Raw genomic sequence first — 18,205 nt, forward strand, 5'->3', positions numbered from 1 at the left:
CCTCCGCGATCGCCGGTTCAGGCCGCAGGCTTGCTTGGGGTAAGGGGCGCATGCCCATTGCTCGCCAGCGTCAGCGATCTCGTCCTGTCGAGAGACTGATACCGGCGGCGGCCCCAGATCAAGGGGTCGGCATGAGCAGACGTCTGGGTTGCGACAATTGTTCCCACGAACAGCATATGGTCGCCCACCTCGATCGAAGCGCTGAGCAGGCAGTCGAGCGTGGCAGCCGCGCCGAGCAGCCTTGGCCGTCCGCTCGGCCACTCAGCCCATATGCCGACGAGATAGCGCTTCGACGCTTCGATCTTGCCGGCAAAGGCATCTGCGATCAGCTCCTGGCCCTCAGCCAGCATGGCGAGCGAAAACCCTCGCTCGGCGGCGATCAGCGCGGCAAGCGGACTGTCCGCCTTGATCGAAATGACGATCGACGGCGGGTTGGCAGAGAGCGAGAAGGTCGCCGTCACCGTCCGGCCGAGACTGTCGGGGCCATTGCCGGCGCTCGCCACGCAGACGGTGGCGGCGAGATGCGACAGGGTGTCGGCGAACTCCGGTTTCGACACCGCCAGGTCGGCATGGGCGTCGATGGCGAGGGAGGGCGGAGGTGTCTGGCGCATGGGGCTCGTTCCGAGATGAAATAGCCCGTGGCGGCGGGGAGACGCCACGGGATTTGCAGAAGCCTGAGCTCAGGCGGGGGCGAGCGGCTGCTGCAACTCTTCGACCGATCGGCTCGCGAACTCTTTCCAGCCCGCACCGCCTTCAGTCGGTCAGGCGGACTTGAGTTCCGCTTCGGCAAACTCATAGTTGGCAAGCTTGTCGAGGAAGTTCGACGCGTAGTCCGGGCGACGATTGCGGTAGTCGATGTAATAGGCGTGCTCCCAGACATCGAGGCCGAGCAGCGCCTTGCCTTCATTGGTGGCAACCGGGTTGGAGCCATTGGCGGTCTTCGTCACCTTCAGCTTGCCGTCCTGGCCGAGCACCAGCCAGGCCCAGCCCGAACCGAACTGGCCGGTGGCGGCTGCCTTGAAGGCATCCTTGAAGGCAGCGACGCTGCCGAAATCTTCGGTGATCTTCTTATCGAGCACGCCGGGGATCTGACCGCCCTTCGGCGAAAGGTTGTTCCAGAACAGGATGTGGTTCCAGTGCTGGCCGGCATTGTTGAAGACCGGGGCGAGTTCCGCCTTGCCGTGGCTGAGGCGAATGATCTCTTCCAGGGACAGGCCTGCAAGCGAGGCGTCCTTCTCGACGAAGCCGTTGAGCGCCGTGACATAGGCCTGGTGATGCTTGCCGTGGTGAAACTCGATCGTCTCGGCGCTCATGCCGTTTTCGGCAAGTGCTGCGGCGGCGTAGGGAAGGGCGGGAAGTTCGAAGGCCATGGTCAAATCCTTTGCGGGCGGGGCACTCTCGGATCACTTGTCTGCGAACGGAGGAGAGTGTATTTAGCAAGACAATTCTTTGTAAATCTGCGCGCGGGAATATGTCAAGCGATCCCTTGTTAAATCCAGAGCAAAGCGCCGGCCGCACCCCGGGCGAGCGCATCATGCTTGCACTCAAGCTACACGGACCGCAGACCGCGACAGCGCTCGGCAAACGTCTGGCGATCACCGGCGAGGCCGTGCGCCAGCAGTTGGTGCGTCTCGCCGAGGAGGGGCTGGCCACGTCGTGGTCCGAGGCAAAAGGCGTCGGTCGTCCGTCGCAGTTCTGGGGGCTGACGGCTGCCGGCCACGCGGAGTTTCCCGATACGCATGCAGAGCTGACCGTCCAGTTGTTGCGCACCATCCGGCAGACGCTTGGCGAGGACGCGATCGACCGGCTGATCGCCGCGCGTGAGGACGAGACGCGCCAGAACTATCGTGCGGCGATGGTGGAGAAAGAGAGCCTGCGCGAACGGGTGGACGTGCTCGTTCGATTGCGGTCACAGGAAGGCTATATGGCCGCCTGCGAGGATCCGGGCGACGGCACGCTGCTGTTCGTCGAGAACCATTGTCCGATCTGTGCCGCCGCGACCAACTGCCAGGGCTTCTGCAGGGCAGAATTGAGCGTGTTTCGGGCGGTGCTCGGCCCCGGTGTCGAGGTCGAGCGCGCCGAGCACATTCTGGCCGGCGCGCGACGTTGTGCCTATGTGGTCAAGTCGGCCGACCGGGCCGCCTGATCGTGCCAAAGGAACGCTCTGGCACGCGCCCGGTCGTCGGGCGCCACCAGCTCCGATCGTGTCAGCGCGCGCCCATGCGCAGGGCGCCGTCGAGGCGGATGACTTCGCCGTTCAGCATGCGGTTTTCGCAGATGTGCTGCACGAGTGCCGCGAATTCGTCCGGTTTGCCAAGGCGCTGCGGGAAGGGCACGCTCTTGCCGAGCGAATCCTGCACTTCCTGCGGCATGCCGGCCATCATCGGTGTTTCGAAGATGCCCGGCGCAATGGCGACGACGCGAATGCCGTGGCGCGCGAGTTCGCGCGCAATCGGCAGGGTCATCGAGACGACGCCGCCCTTGGAAGCGGCATAGGCCGCCTGGCCGATCTGGCCATCGAAGGCGGCGACCGATGCGGTATTGACGATCACCCCGCGCTCACCATCCTCGCCGGGCTCTTCCCGCTGGATCGCCTCTGAGGCGAGCCGCAGCATGTTGAAGGTGCCGATGAGGTTGATCGCGACCGCGCGCGAAAAGCTTTCAAGCCGGTGCGGACCGTCGCGCCCGAGCACCTTTTCCCCCGGCGCGATGCCGGCGCAGTTCACCAGGCCGTGCAGATGTCCGAAGCGATCGAGAGCCGCTGCTACTGCGGCGGCGCCATCGGCCTCACTGGTGACATCCGTCTTCTGGAAGAGCGCGTTGCCGCCAAGCTCCTCGGCCATCTGCTGGCCGGCTGCGGCGTTGACGTCGGCGAGAACCACGCGGGCACCCTCGCCATGCAGCTGCCGCGCGACGGCCGCACCCAGACCCGAACCGCCACCGGTAACGATAAAGACTTTTCCATCGATCAGCATATGAGGCTCCTCCCGTACCGGATCGTGTCGTTGAACTATCGACATAGCCTTGCTGGCTGTGGAAGCCAAGTTCCGCTGACGACGGCGGCCTTACGCGTCGGAGCCTATTGGGCGCCGATCGGGGAGATTTCGATGATCTTGATGCCGATGGCGTTGGTGGCTTCGTCGAACACGATTTCGCCGCGGCCGATCACCATGCCGTTGACCTTGAGTTCCACCGGTTCGCCGAAGTTGCGATCGAGATGGATCGTGTCGTCCTGATGGAGTTTCGAGATCTGCGACACCGTCAGCTTGGCGCGCCCGATCACCGCTTCGATCGCGAGAGGAATTCCCTGGACTGCGCGCTCGCTCATGACAGAACGGCCTTCGAACGCAGGGCTTTCGTCGAGCTCGACCAGCTCATCCTGTAGCTTCTTGTTAATCATTCTGCACCATCCAAAGCACTGATTCACGACTCTTTAACAAAGAGTTGCGCCAGTTCGCCCTGGGTAGCAACCGTGGCTAAATGGGGGTTCCCCGTGCCTTGCAAGCGAGCGTTAACAAAGCGTTAACATCCACAATTCGGAGGCGGTGAAAGCTGTCAAAGCGTCACCGCAGCCCAGTTTCCGTCCCGTTTTTGGAATCCGATCATGCGGCGGCCATTCGGCAATTTGTCGCCGAGTCGCACGACATAGACGTAACCCTCGTAGACCATCAGCCCGCGATCGCCGTCACTGAACAGGATCTGGAAATTCGGCGACTGCATCATCGCGGCGTCGACTTCAGCGCCGGTCACAGCCGGGGCAATCGCTGCGATCTCCGACGAAGGCTCTTTCGCTCCACTCAAATAGTAGAGCGATGCCGCAGCGGCTGTAACGAAAAGCAGCAGGGCGCCCGCCAAAGGCAACGGGCGGCTCTTGAAACGTGTCGGGTTCGGTTGAGAGGCGGCAACACTCAAGGTCAACTTCCTGATTCGCTGTATTTTCCGAACGGATCCGGCCACAGGTGGAAAGCGACTGATTTCTCCCGCCGATACAAGTGCCGGAGATCTTGCCAAACCTACCTAGTGGAACCGTTCCGTACTTCAAGCTGAGAAGTCACTTGCTTCTCCAAATCGACAGCATGCCCACTCGCCGATTTCAGGGACATATGCCCATCGGCGTTTCCACATCTTTTGCGTGCCGTGCGACAATAGCATGTCGCCGGATGATTTTTCAGCTCCCGACGCCCGCAACTGACAGGCGCCGGGGGCGAGGCCGATCCCTCAGCCCTTTCTGATGTCGATCAGTTTCAGCCAGGGCTGAAGGTGAAAGGCGCCCATCAGCAGATACATGGCGGTCATCCCGCCGATCACTGTTTGTCCGGCGCCGCTACACAGCATCGGATCGGCCCCGGCGGTTCCCATGTTGGAAAGAACCGCCATCAGCGCGAAGGTGGGGGCGGCGGCAAGCGCCAACCCCGCAGCTACCAAACGGGCGAGGGAGGGCGCCCGCCCGTCGCGCTCACCGGAGCGGGCGCCGATGCTCATGGCTTCGCGCTCGTGTCGGAGGCGCGCATCGCGGCCTCGCCGGCATCCGATACTTCGACCCATCTTTTGTCGGGGGCAGCGCCTTCGACGTAGCTGTCGTTCCAGTTCCACCACTTGTAGGTCGGGGTCTGCGGATATCCGGCCGGCGAATCCTCCCACACTTCCTGTCGGCCGAGCGGGGTGATGTCGAGATAGTTCCAGGTGCTACCCATCTGTTCGTCGCCGCGGCTGTTGACGAGGTAGGTGCGAAACAGCTCTTCGCCGTCGCGGAAGAAGACATTGTGGCCGTGCCACTCGCCCACGTCGAAATCAGCATCGAAGCTGTCGGTGATGGTGTACCAGGGCATGGTCCAGCCCATCCGTGCCTTCAGCCTGGCAATATCCGCCTGCGGGGCGCGCGAGGCAAAGACCAGGGTCGTGTCACGGGCGTTAAGGTGCGACAGATGGGCAACCTGATCAGCGACCATCGAGCAGCCCCGGCAGCCGTGATCGGGCCAGCCATGCACGCCCGGTTCGTAGAAGGCGCGGTAGACGATCAACTGGCGCCGGCCGGCAAAGAGGTCAAGCAGGCTCGCCTTGCCGTCGGAGCCCTCGAACACGTAGTTCTTGGTCACGGCCATCCAGGGCATCCGCCGACGCTCGGCGGCCAACGCATCGCGGGCGCGGGTGTGCGCCTTTTCCTTTACCAGCATTTCCTGCCGGGCCGCTTCCCATGCCTGCACCGAAACCACCGGCGGCTTCTGCATCGTCGGCTGGGCGTCCGCGCGTCCGTTCTCGCGTTTCTCGATCGTCTGGGTCATGGTGCTGTGTCTCCTCGTTTCAGCAAAGCTTCTCAACGCAAGGCCGATGCCTTGCAGTCCTGAGCAGCTTGACACCGCAAGAGGATCGGCGGGAGTAACAAGTGTGGCGGTGTTTTCGAGCCGGAACCGTTGCGACTGGGCAGCAGCGCGGGAGTTCGCCGATCAAGCTCCTTTTTAGTTGTCGCTGTTTTAATTCCTCGAAGTTGAGCGAGTATGTTTGTCGCAACCACGCGCGGGAGGACGGCATGCATTTCGTTTCGGATCCGGTTGGCGGGTACAAGGTCTTCGCCGTGTCGGGGGTCAATACGGTTTCGTTCGCGATAGACTATCGCAACGCCGACACCGCGGGGCTTCTCGGTTTTGCGGTCGAGCGGCATGATCCAACGGAAGGCGAGCGGTACTACATGTATGGCTTCAAGGTCTTCGAAACGGTGATCTCCCATCCCAATGAGGATACCGTCGTTCTGACCTACGACCATCCCGTTCAGAGTTTCGTCTGGGATGACTTCACGGCCAAACCCGGTCGGCGTTACGACTATTACTTCCATCCGCTGACGGGTATGGCGAAGAACATCGACCGGTCAGCACCTGCCATCAGAATCGGTATCAAAACCGAACCGCTCTTCAGTGAGGAGACGCACGACGTTTTCTTCAACCGCGGTGTCGCGAGCAGCCAGGCCTACCGACGCCGTTTCGGAAACAAGCCGCCGGACAAGCTGGAAACGCCGGAAAAGACGCTCGAGGCGCTGCAGTGGCTGAGCCGGGACCTTGACGAAGCACTGCTGAGTTTCATCGACCAGGCGGAAGCGGGGGACACGCTGCTCGGCTGCTTCTATGAATTCAGATATCGCCCCGTCGTGGAAAGGCTGAAGGCCGCCTTCGAGCGCGGCGTCGCCGTGAGGCTCGTGCTCGACGCGAAGGAAAATGCCTATACCGACAAGAAGGGCAAGTTCCACGAGAGCTTTCCGCGCGAGGAGAACAAGGAAATCGTCCGCACCGTAGGGCTTCCGAAGGCGGCGATCGCGCGGTGGCGGGAGAACAATCCCGCCGACATACAGCACAACAAGTTCATGGTGCTGCTCCCCAAGGATCCGGGCCGAAAGCCGCAGGTTTGGACAGGCTCGACGAACCTGTCGATGGGCGGCGTGCATGGCCAGACCAATGTCGGGCATTGGGTCCGCGACGCCGATCTCGCCAAGGCATTTGAAACATACTGGACACTGCTTGCCGGCGACCCTGGTGCGGCAAAAACCGACAATCCTGCCGCGAGCAGGTCAAAGCGAAAAGCCTTTCGCAACGCGGTCTCTGACCTTGCCGAGGTGCCGCATGCGCCCGCGGATGTTTCAAGCGGCGTGACCTCGATCTTCAGTCCGCGTGCCGGAAGCGCCGTTCTGGATATGTATGTGAGGGCGCTGGACGAGGCGCGGTCCTATGGCGGCGTGACACTCGCCTTCGGGATCAACGATCGCTTCAAGCAGGCGTTTCTCGACAATAGTGCCCAGTCCGGCGTGCATCCGGTGCTCTTCCTCCTCCTGGAAAAGCGCGACCAGCCTAAGGCCAAGGCGAAGAACCCGTTCATTCCGCTGACGGCGCGACAGAACGTCTATCAGGCCTGGGGATCCTATCTGCGCGATCCGGTCTATCAGTGGGCGCGGGAAACCAATGCGCGGGCGCTCGGGCTCAACAATCACGTCGCCTATGTGCATTCCAAGTTTCTGCTCGCCGATCCCCTTGGCGCGGATCCAATGGTCGTCACCGGTTCGGCGAACTTCTCGGACGCGTCGACCAACGACAACGACGAGAACATGCTGCTCATCCGTGGCGATCGGCGCGCGGCCGACATCTACTTCACGGAGTTCAATCGGCTGTTCAACCACTATTATTTCCGCTCTGTCCGGGAGGCGACAGCAAAGAAGAAGTCCGACCGGGACAAGGCGGCGCGCGTGGGGACATCCGAGGGAGCCGCGGCCAGTCTGTTCCTCGATGAAACTGGCGAGTGGCTGAAGAAGTACAAGCCCGGCAAGCTGCGAGCCAAACGCGTTCAGGTCTTCATCGACATGGCGCAGCCGGAAAATCTGCCGCCGATCTAGGTTAGCGGCGGCGATACGCCCCGAACCCGCGATCGCGCCGCCACCGTGTCGTTTGTTGCTCCCTGTTGACCGCAGTGGGCTGGCGCGGGCACCGGAAGGTGCGTGTCATGGGCTGGGGATTTCGGTGCACTCGGCTGGCCGAGGCGCGCTGCCTGTGTCAAAACATAACCCCTAAATTATGATTGGCACCCCATATTTCATTTTTACATCACCGTTTGGCATGGCAAGCTGACAACCATCAAATCGACAGTCGTTTGCGACGAGGATGCGGGCTCGGGAGTGGCCGGCATCTCAGGGAGGAAATATGAAGCGGATGATTCTGGCTGCGGTTGCGGCTTTGGCAATGAGCAGTGCTGCCTATGCCGACACGATCAAGATCGGTGTCGTCGGACCGTTCTCCGGCCCCTTCGCGCTGCAGGGCAAGAACTTCAAGGCTGGCATCGACGCCTATATGGCGCTGAACGGCAGCAAGGTCGGCGACGACGATATCGAGATCATCTACCGCGACGTGCCGCAGGCCGATCCCGCCCAGTCAAAGGCGCTGGCTCAGGAACTGGTGGTCAAGGAAGGCGTGCAGTACCTCGCCGGCTTCTACTTCACCCCGGATGCCATGGCGGTCACGCCGCTGCTCACCCAGGCGCATGTGCCGCTCGTCATCATGAACGCGGCGACCTCGGCGATCGTCACCAAAAGCCCGCTCGTCGTGCGCACCTCGTTCACCACCTGGCAGACCTCAACGCCGATCGCCAAGGTTGCCAAGGACGCGGGTGTTTCCAAGGTGATCTCCGTCGTCAGCGACTACGGCCCGGGCGTGGACGCCGAGAACGCCTTCAAGACGGGCTTCGAAGCGGCCGGCGGCCAGGTGGTCGAAGCGATCCGCATGCCGCTTGCGACCAACGACTTTTCCCCAATCATGCAGCGCATCAAGGATTCGGGCGCGGAAGGCGTCTTCGCCTTCCTGCCGTCCGGCCCGACGACGCTCGGCTTCGTCAAGGCCTTCAAGGAAAACGGCCTGAAGGACGGCGGCATCAAGTTCTTTGCGCCCGGCGACCTCACGCAGGAATCCGATTTGCCTGCTCTCGGTGAGGCGGCGCTCGGCATTCAGACGACCTTCCACTACGCCGTCTCGCACGACTCGCCGGAGAACAAGGCCTTTGTCGAAGCGGCGAGCAAGGCGATCGGCAACCCGGCGGAACTCTCGTTCCCCTCGGTCGGAGCCTATGACGGCATGCATGTGATTTACAAGATGATCGAGGCGACCGGCGGCGAGCAGGATGCGGCCAAGGCCGTGGAAGCCGTGAAAGGCCTCTCTTGGGTCAGCCCGCGTGGTCCGGTGACGATCGATCCGGAATCGCGTCACATCACCCAGAACATCTATCTGCGCGAGGTCGCGAAGGCCGATGACGGCACCTATTACAACAAGGAAATCCAGACCTTCGAGAAGCAGGACGACCCCGGTCTCGCTGCGCTGAAGTAGTCGACTTGGGCGGGTGCTGAGCGCCCACCGACACTGATGATGCGTTGACCGGTTGCTTTTGAGCGACCGGCGCGCCTGCGGCGCCGCGAATGCTGGCGCCTGACTGCCGCTCCGCGCATAGTGCGCACCGAATCCGGCGCAGCCAAATTTGGAAGAAAGGGCAACGGATAGCCCCATGCAAACCGTCCTCAGCATTGCGATCGACGCCCTTGCCTATGGCATGGTGCTCTTCGTCATCTCCATCGGCCTTTCGGTCACCATGGGCCTGATGCGCGTGGTCAACCTGGCGCATGGCGCCTTTGCCATGATCGGCGGTTACATCGCCTCCTATGCAGCGCGCGATTTGGGTCTTGCCTACGGCTTTGCCGTGCTGCTCGCGGTCTTCGGCACCATCATCATCGCCGTGCCGATCGAGCGGCTGCTCTATAGGCGGATCTACGGCGCACCGGAACTGACCCAGGTGCTGATGACCATTGGTATCACATTCTGCATCATCGGCATCGCCAACTATGTCTTCGGCCCGACGCTGAAGACGGTGCCGCTGCCTGGCGAATTGCAGGGATCCGTCGACCTCGGCTTCCGGGCAATCGCCACCCATCGCATCTTTGCGATCGTCTGCGGCCTCGTGGTTGCAGCCGGTCTCTGGTACGCGATCGAAAAGACCGCCTTCGGCGTCAAGCTGCGGGCCTCGGTTGACAACGCGGCAATGGCGGCCGCCCTCGGTGTGCGCACGGAAATCGTCTATGCGGTGAGCTTTGCGGTTGCCGTCGGACTTGCCGCCTTCGGCGGCGTGGTGGGGGCGGAACTTCTTCCGGTCGAACCCTATTACGCGTTGCGTTACATGGTGACGTTCCTGGTCGTCGTCTCCGTCGGCGGCGCCGGGTCTATCCCGGGCGCGCTCGTTGCCTGCCTGCTGCTCGGCGCGATCGATACGACCGGCCGTTATCTCATGCCGGAATTCGGTGAATTCTTCTTCTATCTGGCCGTGATCGCGATCATCTGCGTGTTCCCGCGCGGGCTCGCCGGGAGGGCCAAGGGATGACCATGACGACGACGAACGACTTGATCGCGACCGCTCCGGTGCGCCGACGGTTTGGCGGTGGGGACCTCATAGGTCTGGCCGTTATCCTGCTGGTCGCGGTGGTCGGCTACTTCCTCTTTCCCAACAATCTGGCTCTTCTGACCCGGATCATCGCAGCCGCTCTGTTGGTGCTGTCGCTCGATCTCGTCACCGGCTATTGCGGTGTCGCGACGCTCGGGCACGCGGCCCTCTTCGGCGCCGGCGCCTATGCCGCGGGCATCGCCTCGGCGCATTACGGCATCAACGATCCGCTGGCGATGCTGGCCTTCGGCATTGTTGCCGGGGCGGTGGCGGGACTTATCTGCGGGGTCGTCATCCTGCGTGCGCACGGGCTGCCGCAACTGGTGCTGTCGATCGCGCTCATCCATCTCTTCCACGAGTTCGCCAACAAGGCCTCCTCCTGGACCGGTGGCAGCGACGGGCTCTCCGGCATTGCGCCGACGGCACTTCTCGGACTCTACGAGTTCGATCTCTGGGGCCGCACGGCCTATGTCTTCGGCGTGGCGCTGCTTGCCATCGTCTTCGTCGTGCTGCGACTGATCGTGCGCTCGCCCTTCGGCATGTTGTGCCGCGGCATCAAGGAAGACCCTGTCCGCATCCGCTCGATGGGGGCGTCGCCGAAGTTCGCGCTCACGAAAATGTATGTCATCTCCGGTGCCGTTGCCGGCGTCGGCGGCGCGCTGAATGCGATCTCCACCCAGGTCGTCGGGCTCGACAGCCTCTCCTTTACGATGTCGGCGGAAAGCCTCGTCATGCTGGTGCTCGGGGGTACCGGCTCTCTCTTCGGCGCGCTGACTGGCACTGTCGTCTTCATGTTTTTCGAGGACGTGGTCTCGGCGGCCAATCCCTTCCACTGGCTGACGATGGTGGGCGCGCTGTTGATCGCCGTCGTGCTTTTCGCGCCGAAGGGCATCTATGGCACCGCGGCTGCGTTCTTTGCCCGCCGCAAGGAGGCACAGTGATGCAGCCGATCTTCGAAGTCCGCAACTTGAAGCGCGCCTTCGGCGGGCTCGCGGTCACCAATGACGTCAGCCTCAGCATGGCGCCGGGCGACCGGGTCGCGCTGATTGGGCCGAACGGCGCCGGCAAGACGACGTTCGTCAATCTCGTGACCGGCAATCTCAAGCCGGATTCCGGCGAGGTGCGTATCGGTGGCGAGGTGGTGACCGGTATCGACGCCATCGGTCGGGTGCGAAGGGGACTCGTTCGCTCGTTTCAGGTGACGCGGCTCTTTGCCGATATGACACCTTCCGAACATGTTGCGCTCGCTGTCCTGCAACGCACTGGCCGCGCCGGTCGTCTGTTCGGCAATTTTCTGGGCATGCCGGACGTCATGGCCGAGGTGGCAGACCTTCTCGGCAAGCTCGGGCTTCGGGAACTGATGCACCGCAAGGTGAGCGAGATCGCCTACGGTCAGCAACGCTTGCTGGAGATCGCCGTTGCGCTGGCGCTGAAGCCGCGGGTGCTGCTGCTCGACGAGCCCGCCGCCGGCGTGCCGCAGAGCGACACCGGCCGGATCGAGCAGGCACTGGCCGACCTGCCAGCCGATCTCGCCGTCTTGATGATTGAGCACGACATGGATCTCGTCTTCCGCTTTGCCAAGCGCGTCGTCGTGCTGGCCGCCGGCGCGATCATCTTCGACGGTTCGCCGTCTGACGTGACGAAGGATCCGCGCGTGCGGGAAGCCTATCTGGGGAGCTATGCCAATGCCAGCCACGCCGCTTGAGGTGGAAAACCTGTCCGCCGGCTATGGGCCGACGCGGGTGCTCGAAGGCGTGTCCTTTGCAGTTCCGGCAGGTGCCCGGCTTGCCGTTCTCGGTCGCAACGGCATGGGCAAGACGACCCTGCTTGCAACGCTTGCCGGCCAGACGCGACGTTATGACGGGCGCATCCGCATGGGCGGGACGGACGTGACCGTGTTGCCAAGTGCTGCCCGCGCCATGCAGGGGCTCGGCTTCGTGCCGCAGGCGCGCTGCGTCTTCCCGACGCTGACCGTGGAGGAGAACCTGTTCGTCGGCCTCAAGAACCGCCCGAAAAGTGCGATCCAGGAAGCCTACGACATGTTCCCGCGTCTCTTCGAGCGCCGGCGCAATCTCGGCAGCCAGCTCTCAGGCGGCGAACAGCAGATGCTGTCGACGGCACGCTCCATCCTCGGCCGTCCGTCGATCCTGTTGCTCGACGAACCGCTGGAGGGCCTGGCCCCCGTTATCTGCGAAGAGCTGATGAAGGCGTTTGCCGAACTGGCAAAGACCGGCGACATGACGATCGTCTTGGTCGAACAGCGCATTCAGAGCGCGCTCGACTTTGCCGACCGGGTGATCGTGCTCGAACGCGGCCGGATCGCCTGGACCGGAACGCCGGAAGCGCTGGCGGGAGATCACGATGCCGTCGAGCGGCTGCTCGGCGTCGGCGGGCTCCACTGACCACGCGGTCGGTTGTGGCTGCTCACTTCGGTTCCCGTCGCGACGTATCGAGACGGGAACGCTCTCTTTCGTAGTAGCGCGCGAGTGGCGGCAGGGCGCTCTTCAACTGGTCGAACACCGCGTCATGAGCTCGAAGCGTGCCGTCATATTTGGCCTGTACGAAGGCTTGGTGGCGTTCGATCGCGTCCTTCTTGGCGCCGATGGCGACGGTGAAGACCGGCGACACGGCGGTGCGGCCCTTGACGGTGATGCGATCGAGTTCGGCGATCGGGAAGGTCTTTTCGACGAGACGCGCGGTCTCCTCGCCGAGGAGCAGGGAGATGCCGTAGTCCTTCGATGCGCCTTCGAGGCGCGAGGCCAGATTGACGGCGTCGCCAAGGGCCGAATAGTCGAACCGCTGGTGCGAGCCCATGTTGCCGACGACGCATTCGCCGGTGTTGATGCCGATGCCGATCCTCAAGGTTTGGGCCGGTCGGCGTTCCCGTTTCGCCTCGCTTTCGAGTTCCCGGTTCACCCGTTCAAGCCGCGCAAGCATGTCGAGCGCCGCCCCGACTGCATGCACGGCATGGTCGGGGTCGTCGAGCGGCGCGTTCCAGAAGGCCATCAGGCAGTCGCCGATATATTTGTCGATCGTACCGCCCTGTTCGAGAACGGCTTCCGAAAGCGGCGTCAGCAGCCGGTTGACCAGTGCCGTCAAACGCTCCGGGTCCTCCTTCATTTCCTCGGCGATAGTGGTGAAGCCCCGGATGTCGCAAAAGAGGATCGACAGCGTGCGCCGCTCACCGCCGAGCCTCAGGTGTGACGGGTCTTTCGCCAGGCGCTCGACAAGGGCAGGGGAGAGGTACTGCTGGAAGGCGCGGGTGATTTCGCGGCGCTTCTTGCGTTCCTCCGCATAGTCGAGCCCGGCCTGGCCGGCAGTCACGGCAAGGAACGCAAGCCCAGGCCCAAGCGGCGACAGAAAGACGTGGCCAAGACGCATCGCGGCATAGCTGGCGGCGATGATCAGGCCGATGGCGACGGCGCCATAGGCAAGCGTGCGCCAGCCGGTCGTCCGCAGCACCGAAAAGGCCGCAAGCATCGCGGCCAGCGCAATGGCGGCAACCACATACGGTCTTGCAGCGCGCTGAATGAAAAGCTCATGGGCCAGATTGTCGTAGATGGTAGCCTGCATCTCGACGCCGGAAACGAGCTTGTTCGAATGTACGGTATCCGATGTCGTGAAGGCATCGGCCCCGCCATCGGCGATCGATGGCGCATTTTGCAGGCTGAGGCCGACGAGCACGACGCGGTCCTCGAACATGCCTTCTGGCAGGAAATTGTCGGGATCGAGCGCCTGGTAATAGGAGACGGTGGGATAGGTCCGCGCCGGTCCGAAGACCTGGATCAGCGCGTCCTTTGGCGGTGCGTGCGATTTTGCGCCGGCGATTGCCGCGAGCACGGCGGCAAATCCGTCCGGATAGTCGGGAACGGCGCGCAACGTTCCGTCGCCGCTGAGGCTGACGGAGGCGATCCCGGTCCAGGCGCCCTTTGCGATGAAGCGGGCGAGCGGCTCGGTGCGCACGAACTGGTCGGCCTGGGGCGCCTCCACCAGCGTCTGGTCTCCGGCAAGAACCACGTCCGCGCCGAGCGCCTTTTCCAGCGCCTCGTCGTTGGCGGCATCGGCCGAAGGTTCAGCGAAAATCACGTCGATGCCGATGGCGCGTGCGCCGGCCTTGCGCAGCGCCTCGATGAGGCGCGCATGCAGGGCGCGCGGCCAGGGCCATTGGCGCCCGATTTCGGCCATCGACGGTTCGTCGATCGCGACGATGATCGGGCTGTCCTCGGGCAGCGGCGGGCCGTCGATAGTCGACAAGTAGTCGAAGCTGCGCAACTCGTTCAGCCGCCAGGCATTGGTCAAGGTCGCCAGCGACAGCGCGATGGCGACGAAAACCGCAAGCGCAAGAAGTTTCAACCGCCGTTGCAGGAAGCGGGGGCTGTCCCATTGTCCGGACCGACCGCTCGATGCCTGCACGGCGACGCGCTCCTCCATCAGAACCGCACTTTGATCGTGCCTTTGAACGTTCGTCCCCAACCCGGCAGGCCATTGCCCAGCTCGAAATCTTCATCGAGCAGATTGAAGGCTGCCAAATCGACCTCGATCTGCTTGTCGAACGGTTCCCATTGCAAGGCGGCGTCGAGCGTCCAGAAGTCGTCGAGCGTCTTTAACCCGCCGGGTCGTGAACCGACATAGTTGGCGGCAACGGTCGTCTTGACGTTCGCCGTGCTGACCCAAGTCAGCGCCGCTTGGCCGGTGTTTTCGGGCACGAACAGCAGTTCGCCGGGCTGGCTGCCGGTGTGTTCCTTAACGTCGGCTTCCGTGTGGGCCGCGGTCAGGGAGAGGCCGAAGCCGTGGCCGATGGCAAAGTTCGCCGTTGCCGCAACCCGGTCGAGCCCGACCTTGGCATACGCAAGGCCGGTGGTCGAAAGCGGAATGTCGAGCGCGAGTTGCCGCACCTCCTGGTGCTGGTAGTCGAGCGCGGTGAAGAACCAGCTGTTCCACTCCGCGTCCCAACGCAGCGCCAGCGTATCGGCATAGCCTTCGGCGCCGAAGCGCAGCTGGTTCGGCTGCAGCCCGACGATGCCGATCGGCGCAAGGGTGGCGACGTCGAAGTTGAGGCCATCGCGCATGGCTGCCGCCCGCAGCCAATGCCCTTCGGACGGCGCCCAGGCGATGCCGATTTTCGGTTCGAGCCTGACATCGCCGTCGTTGACGCCTTCGATATAGCGGGCAAAGAGGGCGCCTTCCGTCTTCAGGTCCGGCGTGATTTCGTAGATCGTGTCGATGTAAGCCTTGGCGACGGTCTGTGTGGCGGACGTCGAACCGGACGCGATGACGGGCGCATTGCTGCTGCCGGTGCTGACGCCCAGCGGGTCAAAAATGTCGAACGCGCTCGATGACTTTACCACACCGCCTTCGACGCCGTAGCGCCAGGTGAAATCGCCGTCACCGTAAAGGTGATTGATGGCGGCGATATATGTTCTCTGCTTGTCCTCGTTTCGGCTCGTGGCAAGGTCGGGAAATCTGATGTCCGAAAAGCGAACCCGCTCGTTGTCCGTGCTGTTCTCATCGGAGAAGAAGAACGCGGCATTGGCGATGTTGCGGTAGCCGAAGGTGTGGCTCCATGCCACCCCCGACAAAAGGCGCGTCGAGTCGTTGTCGTTTATCCCATCGAGATTGAAGGGGATGAGAGGCGGAGGCGGGATATCGAAAATACTGCGTTTATCATCAAGATCCCCGTAGTTGGCATAGGCCACGACCCTGTCATCCGGCGTCGGGGAGGCTGTCACATAGCCATTGCCGCCAAGCAGGCGTGCTTCACGCTCGATCGCCAGGCCATTGCCGATATCGATCGTATCGCGCGGCTTCTCCCAATGCAGATTGCCGTAGACGCTGATCGGGAAGGGCGAGAACGTCAGCCCGCGCAGTTCCGCTTCGCCGATCCCGCCCTCATGGTCGCTGTCGGCGATGATGCCGCCTGCGACCGCGGCCTCGAAGAACGGCCGTTGGACGAGATTGGCCGTGCGCTCGCGGCTTGCCAGCATGTGCGGCTCGATCAGCAGCCCCTGGAAGAAGGCGGAGAAGCTCTGCGGATTGGCGGTGTTGACGACGGGGCTGCCATCGAAATCATAGGTGTTGAACAGCGGATTGACGCTGCCGCGGATCGCCTGGTCGACATAGCTCGATCCCGTGAACGGATCGAAGACCACATCGCCGTAATATTGCCCCCAGGCGTTCAGGCCTTGCAGGCGGAAGGCGTCGTTGAGCGTCGATCCGGCATCCTGGTTGGCGCCGAGCGGAGCACTTTCGCCGCCGCGCGCCCGCGTCCGCCGCATCAGTTCCTGCGCGTAGCGGATCGCCGCATCGGAATCGTATTCGTCGATCGCAATCGCGGTCCGCACGGTCGCGACAACGGGGTCGTTCGGGTCGAGCCGGTCGGCATTGTCGAGGGCCTGTGCCGCCGGAAGGCGGTCTCCCTTTTCATAATGCGCCGCCGAGAGCAGCAATTGCGCGTTGGAATAGGCGGGGTTGGCCGTCGAACCGGCCAAGAGGTCGTCGATCGCCTTGTCCAGGTTGCCGTTCTGCAAATGGTACCGACCGCGGGCGACGAGCACGAGGTCGAAGGAAGGATCGATCGCGAGTGCCGTATCGATCTCGCGCTTTGCTTCCGCAAGCCGCATTTCATCGAGGTACTGATAGGCCAGGTTGGCGTGGTAAAGCGGATCGGCCGGATCGAGTTCCACGGCCTTCTGGAATGCTCTCTCGGCGCCGCGATTGTCGCCCCGCTCGCTTTTTGCCAGGCCCACCCAGTTCCAGAGAGACGGGTCGCCCGGCGTGATTTCCAAGGCACGCTCGAGATCCGCCAGCGCGCCTATTCGATCGTTTTCAATGAGCAAGCGGTACTTGGCGCGCGATTCCAGTGCGGTCGGGTCGTCGGGATCGTTCGCAAGCGCCTTTTGGATACCGGCGCGCGTTTCGTCTCGATCGTCGAGCAGCATTGCAAATTGCGCGCGGGCCGCTGGGAGGAACGGATCGTCCGGATATCGCCTTTCCGCCTTCTTGATCGTTTCGATCGCTGCGCGGATATCGGTGCGAAAGCCCGCGGTCCAGGCCGCAGCGAAGGCGCCATAGGCACCTGTTGCCTGAGACGGCGGCTGCTCGATCCGGTCCGGGTCGGCGAGAGCGCGTGCGAAATAGCCGCCGAAGGCCGCGACGGAGCGGCGGTCGGCATCGAGCCCGGGGGTTGCCTTTTCGAACAGCTGTGCCGCATCGCCGTAGCGGTTTTCAGAACCGGCAATCAGCGCTTCGACGAGATAGGCGCGCGCGGCTTGAGATCGATTGAGGCCGAGGCGTCGAGCCTGTTGAAGGGCGGCTGTGGCCTGGGCTCGCCCGTCGAACCGCAGTTGGATTTCGGCGAGTGTCAGCCAATCTTCGGCCGAGCGCGACGCTTCCGGCCGGGCTTCGATCCGTTCGCGCTCATCGCGCATGTCGCGCACCTTAAGCGGGGTTGACGGCATGAGCGCGAAGGCGTCGCGTAAAGACAGATGGAAGAGCATCTGTTCGCGGTCCTTCGGCGTCACGATCACGATCTTGGTCGGCGCTTTCCCGATCGCGGCAACGGCGCCTTCACCCTGCTTCACGGTGACGCTTCCAAGTTCGTTGGCGAGTTCGACCACGCCTTCAAGCACGGTCAGCGAGGTCGTGTCGCCGGCGACCGTCAGGGTCCAATCGGTGCCACGAATGGCAGCGGTTGCCGCCGGCGTGTCGATCGTCAGGCCCTGGCCGCCACGCTCCGCCCGTGCCCAGATCGTGCCTGACTGCAGTTCGAGATTGGTATCGCTGCCTGTGCCCATCCGTTTGACGCGCAACGCCGTGTTGCGGCCGAGCCGGATCTGGGTGTGGTCGGAGAAAAGCACCGCCAGCGCCCCGGTCGCATTGGTGCGCAGGATATCGCCGGACAAAAGGTCCTGTGCGAGATCGACGAAGCGCCAGCTCGAAACGTCGACGAAGCGCACTTCCTCACCGGATTTTCGGGCAATCACCGATCCGGCCACGGGCGGTGTTCTTTGAACCGGTTCTGCCAAGCCTGCGCTTGGACAGAGGATTGCCACTGTCGCAAGCAGTCCCCGAAGCTGATGCCGCCCCATCTTCGTTCCCGTCTCCGTCCCACCGTGGATTCAGTGAATTTCGATCAGGATAAAGTCAATAGAATTCGAATATTCTTAATTGCGTTCCAAGTGATATGGCTAGTTCGCGAGGCAAATCTGTAACGCCAGGGCGAGAGCAAGGGGTCTCGTCTGCCGCTCCTTGTTGT

The 18,205-nt window shown here is 63.1% G+C and carries 16 protein-coding genes; 7 read left to right on the forward strand and 9 right to left on the reverse strand.

Going from position 1 to position 18,205, the window contains the following annotated elements:
- Positions 1 to 17 precede the first annotated feature (17 nt).
- Together IB262_RS31215 and IB262_RS31220 are read right to left on the reverse strand one after the other, a co-directional pair.
- Positions 18 to 611 (reverse strand): flavin reductase family protein, encoded by a 594-nt coding sequence (locus IB262_RS31215; protein ID WP_063979538.1) that lies wholly within the window; start codon positions 609 to 611, stop codon positions 18 to 20.
- 150 nt (positions 612 to 761) lie between these two features.
- Entirely contained in the window at positions 762 to 1,370 is a 609-nt protein-coding gene (locus IB262_RS31220; RefSeq protein ID WP_060520511.1) for a superoxide dismutase, read from the reverse strand.
- A gap of 164 nt (positions 1,371 to 1,534) precedes the next feature.
- Between IB262_RS31220 and IB262_RS31225 the strand changes: the two genes are divergently transcribed.
- Positions 1,535 to 2,146 carry a metalloregulator ArsR/SmtB family transcription factor gene (locus tag IB262_RS31225; RefSeq protein ID WP_034800063.1) on the forward strand — a complete coding sequence of 204 codons (612 nt, stop codon included), beginning with the start codon at positions 1,535 to 1,537 and terminating at the stop codon, positions 2,144 to 2,146.
- A gap of 61 nt (positions 2,147 to 2,207) precedes the next feature.
- Here IB262_RS31225 and IB262_RS31230 read toward each other — a convergent pair whose 3' ends face one another.
- The 5 genes from IB262_RS31230 to IB262_RS31250 form a co-directional block, all read right to left on the reverse strand.
- On the reverse strand, positions 2,208 to 2,975 hold the full coding sequence (locus tag IB262_RS31230) for a 3-hydroxyacyl-CoA dehydrogenase (protein ID WP_034800064.1): 768 nt from the start codon (positions 2,973 to 2,975) through the stop codon (positions 2,208 to 2,210).
- 104 nt (positions 2,976 to 3,079) lie between these two features.
- On the reverse strand, positions 3,080 to 3,400 hold the full coding sequence (locus tag IB262_RS31235; protein ID WP_051659531.1) for a FliM/FliN family flagellar motor switch protein: 321 nt from the start codon (positions 3,398 to 3,400) through the stop codon (positions 3,080 to 3,082).
- Between the two features lie 155 nt (positions 3,401 to 3,555).
- Positions 3,556 to 3,912 (reverse strand): hypothetical protein, encoded by a 357-nt coding sequence (locus IB262_RS31240; protein ID WP_143034323.1) that lies wholly within the window; start codon positions 3,910 to 3,912, stop codon positions 3,556 to 3,558.
- 306 nt (positions 3,913 to 4,218) lie between these two features.
- Positions 4,219 to 4,482, reverse strand: a complete 264-nt coding sequence (locus IB262_RS31245) for a hypothetical protein (protein WP_034800066.1) — start codon at positions 4,480 to 4,482, stop codon at positions 4,219 to 4,221.
- Positions 4,479 to 5,282, reverse strand: coding sequence for a DUF899 domain-containing protein (locus IB262_RS31250; protein WP_192494212.1), 804 nt, complete (start codon positions 5,280 to 5,282; stop codon positions 4,479 to 4,481). Before IB262_RS31250 ends, IB262_RS31245 begins: the two co-directional genes overlap by 4 nt.
- Before the next feature lie 245 nt (positions 5,283 to 5,527).
- On the opposite strand from IB262_RS31250, the gene IB262_RS31255 reads away from it, so the two are divergent.
- From IB262_RS31255 to IB262_RS31280, 6 genes are all read left to right on the forward strand, one after another.
- Positions 5,528 to 7,372 carry a phospholipase D-like domain-containing protein gene (locus tag IB262_RS31255; RefSeq protein WP_192494213.1) on the forward strand — a complete coding sequence of 615 codons (1,845 nt, stop codon included), beginning with the start codon at positions 5,528 to 5,530 and terminating at the stop codon, positions 7,370 to 7,372.
- A 304-nt stretch (positions 7,373 to 7,676) separates the two neighbouring features.
- Entirely contained in the window at positions 7,677 to 8,849 is a 1,173-nt protein-coding gene (locus tag IB262_RS31260) for an ABC transporter substrate-binding protein (RefSeq protein ID WP_192494214.1), read from the forward strand.
- A gap of 175 nt (positions 8,850 to 9,024) precedes the next feature.
- Complete coding sequence (locus IB262_RS31265) at positions 9,025 to 9,891, forward strand: branched-chain amino acid ABC transporter permease (protein ID WP_034800070.1); 867 nt, start codon at positions 9,025 to 9,027, stop codon at positions 9,889 to 9,891.
- Between the two features lie 2 nt (positions 9,892 to 9,893).
- Positions 9,894 to 10,892, forward strand: coding sequence for a branched-chain amino acid ABC transporter permease (locus tag IB262_RS31270; RefSeq protein WP_034800115.1), 999 nt, complete (start codon positions 9,894 to 9,896; stop codon positions 10,890 to 10,892).
- The gene (locus IB262_RS31275; protein ID WP_060529554.1) at positions 10,892 to 11,656 is read left to right on the forward strand and encodes an ABC transporter ATP-binding protein; all 765 of its coding nucleotides are present in this window, start codon (positions 10,892 to 10,894) and stop codon (positions 11,654 to 11,656) included. The genes IB262_RS31270 and IB262_RS31275 overlap by 1 nt, the downstream gene beginning before the upstream one ends.
- Entirely contained in the window at positions 11,637 to 12,353 is a 717-nt protein-coding gene (locus tag IB262_RS31280) for an ABC transporter ATP-binding protein (protein ID WP_060583617.1), read from the forward strand. Before IB262_RS31275 ends, IB262_RS31280 begins: the two co-directional genes overlap by 20 nt.
- Before the next feature lie 22 nt (positions 12,354 to 12,375).
- Here the strand turns inward: IB262_RS31280 and IB262_RS31285 are convergent, their stop codons facing one another.
- Positions 12,376 to 14,382 (reverse strand): CHASE2 domain-containing protein, encoded by a 2,007-nt coding sequence (locus IB262_RS31285; RefSeq protein ID WP_192494215.1) that lies wholly within the window; start codon positions 14,380 to 14,382, stop codon positions 12,376 to 12,378.
- Positions 14,382 to 18,038: a FecR domain-containing protein gene (locus IB262_RS31290; protein WP_192494216.1), complete on the reverse strand. Its 3,657-nt coding sequence runs from the start codon at positions 18,036 to 18,038 to the stop codon at positions 14,382 to 14,384. The genes IB262_RS31285 and IB262_RS31290 overlap by 1 nt, the downstream gene beginning before the upstream one ends.
- Between the last annotated feature and the right edge of the window lie 167 nt (positions 18,039 to 18,205).

The organism is Ensifer sp. ENS02 (genome assembly GCF_014851885.1).
GTDB classification, from domain to species: Bacteria; Pseudomonadota; Alphaproteobacteria; order Rhizobiales; family Rhizobiaceae; genus Ensifer; species Ensifer adhaerens.